Origin of the sequence: Epilithonimonas hominis, from assembly GCF_003730015.1 — a bacterium.
Lineage (GTDB): Bacteria > Bacteroidota > Bacteroidia > Flavobacteriales > Weeksellaceae > Epilithonimonas > Epilithonimonas hominis.
Map to the genome: position 1 here is coordinate 1 of NZ_RJTU01000005.1, position 2,752 is coordinate 2,752.

3 protein-coding genes are annotated in these 2,752 nt (G+C 27.5%); all 3 read left to right on the forward strand.

From position 1 onward, the window contains the following. The coding region (locus tag EGH73_RS00160) for an AAA family ATPase (RefSeq protein WP_148041662.1) at positions 1-641 on the forward strand (641 nt) is incomplete at its 5' end. Further along, the gene (locus tag EGH73_RS00165) at positions 622-1,761 is read left to right on the forward strand and encodes a hypothetical protein (protein ID WP_123280141.1); all 1,140 of its coding nucleotides are present in this window, start codon (positions 622-624) and stop codon (positions 1,759-1,761) included. The genes EGH73_RS00160 and EGH73_RS00165, both read left to right, overlap by 20 nt. Before the next feature lie 162 nt (positions 1,762-1,923). Further along, positions 1,924-2,745 carry a hypothetical protein gene (locus tag EGH73_RS00170; RefSeq protein ID WP_123280142.1) on the forward strand — a complete coding sequence of 274 codons (822 nt, stop codon included), beginning with the start codon at positions 1,924-1,926 and terminating at the stop codon, positions 2,743-2,745. Positions 2,746-2,752: the final 7 nt, after the last annotated feature.

A 2,752-nucleotide genomic window follows, 5' to 3' on the forward strand; every position in this document is an offset into this window, starting at 1 on the left:
TCTTATCCCGAACTCAGGTTGAGTTAATAAAGTATAGAAATGTAAATGTGATATTAGACGAAATAGAATTGTATTTCCATCCGGAGTTTCAACGTAAATTTATTGAAAGGCTATTAGATATCTTACAAAATGTAAAACTTGACTCAATAGAAGGATTGAACTTTCTGATTATTACTCATTCTCCGTTTATTTTATCGGATATACCTAAGCAAAATATTTTATTTTTAGAATCAAAGGAAGGCGTATCAAAACCTATTGAATATAAATCTGACAATACTTTTGCAGAAAATATTCACGAAATATTGAATAATGGATTCTTTTTGTCCGACACAAAAGGGGCGTTTTCAAGAGGAAAAATAGAATCTTTTTTAAAGTATTATGAAAAAACTTCTAAAGAAATAGAAAGAGATCTTAAACTTATAGAAAAATATAAGGCGGAGTATTTTCATAAAAGAAAAAGTTTTGTCAAACTAATTAACCTTATTGGTGAAGACTATATTAGAACTGTTCTTAAGAATCATTTAAGTCAACTTGACAGAATATTGTGGAGAGAAAAATCAATTGAGGAAACAGAGAAAGAAATAGAAAAATTGCAGGAGCAATTAAAAAAAATGAAAGAAAATGGGGAGAATTCAATATAGGAATGAAGGTAATTCAAACTTTGAAAGGGATTATCAAAATGAACTGACAAAATGTTGTTCAAATGTTCTTCCGCATATCAATCTATTTTTAGACAAATTAAAGCCAGGTTTAAAACTAGAAGAATTTTTGGTTCTTCCTTTTGATGAAATTATTGCTTTAGCTAACCGCATAAAGCCTGATGCGTCAAAGGAAAATTTTGAATTAGCAGGAGAAATTTATTCTAAAAGTGATTTAGTAAAATGGTTTGATTATCAAAATTGTCTTCAAAAGGGAATCTCGAAATTCTTCATGAAATATACATCATTATTCAATATCCGGACTTGCTATTATTGCGAGATTGATTTTGTAAATGCCTATATACCGTTCTCTAATGATTATTTTGATTTCTATGATTTAATAAATACCGGCAATATTGAAGATTTGATGAAGTTGACTGGCATTACCAAACCAAATGCAAAAAAAATAGTGAAACTTTGCGCAGGAAAAGTCTCTGATGAAATGACTTTAAAAAGTACTCTCATCACTGACAGTTTATTATTTAATGCCTTAAATAGTTGCAAAAACACAGATAATTCTATTAAATGGGAAGTCGTTAAAAATTGGAAAAATAATTTTACAATTGATCATGTTTTACCCCAAAGCGCTTATCCTTATTTTGCACTCTGCCTCTATAATTTAGTACCTACATGTTATTCATGTAACTCAAAACTTAAGAAACAAAAGATGTTGGGAGATTTGAATGAAGTCGAATTACTTTCACCAACATCCACAAAATTTATACATCCAATTAATTTTAAGATTTATTACAAAGATCCAATAAGTAATTATTTTGGCATTAATTCAATAAATCAATATACAATTAAAATTGAGCAACCTTCCGATTTCACTACAATTTTAAATCTGCAAGGTAGATTTAGTTTTCATAAAAATGAATCTCTTGGACTTATTAAAAAGAGAGATATCTACTCTGAAAGCCATCTTGACGAACTATCGAAGCTTTTAAATAGAGATGTAGCTGAAATAAAAAAAGATATTTTTGGTTCTGATCTTTTTGAGAACAAGCAGAAACCATTTGATAAATATCGCAAGGATGTGGCAAAGCAACTTGGAATTATTTGATTTGCACATTAGTAGGTTGTTGATTATCTATTAAAATGATATTTGGTATATATTGCTGTTAGTTGAAAATAGACTTCAGTTGTATATTTGTAAATTAAATAAATTATCATTCTTGTATTTTAGTAAAATACATTGTTTTACAAAGTTTTTAATATTTTCAATATGGCGAGTAAACATAATATTAATTTTTTTCAAGGCAATAAAAATTTGTTGACCGATATTTCAGATGAGAAGCAAGCTTTAGTAATGATTTCGGAAAAAATTTCTGAATTATTCGATATGAAAAACATTTGTTTCTTGTTTGGATCTGGAACAAGTGCGGGTGCAATTCCTACGATGAAGGATATGTTCAAGGCTGTTGAGGTAAAAATAAAAACTTTGTCAAAAGACAGGCAGGATTTTTATGATGCAATTAAGTTGCAACAACCTGAAAACTTAGAAGAATTATTGGGTATTCTTTATTCCTCAAGACATTATTTAACATGTGACGCTACTAAAGTTAAAGAATTTAAAATTTGTGAAGAATTAATTTCAATTATTGAAGAAGTTATTTTTACAAAAATTAATATCAATATAAATGACTCTAAATATGAAGATGCATTGCAACTTTACAAAAATTTTTATTTAAAAGTTGCACATCGAAATAAAGATTTATCCCGTATTTCCATATTTACAATAAATAACGATTTGTTTAATGAATTTGCTTTAGACAACCTTAATATTTCTTATATTAATGGATTTAATGGTGGTATAAGCAGGTTTTTTAATCCAGCTTTTTTCAATTACACATATTCAAAAAGGATGGATACCAGTATTGAAAAATATGAACCAATTGAAAATCTTGTATATCTGTATAAAATTCATGGTTCTGTTAATTGGTATGAAGATGAAACTAGTGCAAATACTTATTTTAAAATAAAAGAGGAGACATCTATTACAAATTTGAAATACAGTAAGGATATAAATACATTAATGACTACTTGATATTATG

Bases quoted from the DNA above. Each gene is read 5' to 3' on its own strand.
- EGH73_RS00170 (WP_123280142.1), top strand. From the start codon at position 1,924: ATGGCGAGTAAACATAATATTAATTTTTTTCAAGGCAATAAAAATTTG.
- EGH73_RS00165 (WP_123280141.1), top strand. From the start codon at position 622: ATGGGGAGAATTCAATATAGGAATGAAGGTAATTCAAACTTTGAAAGG.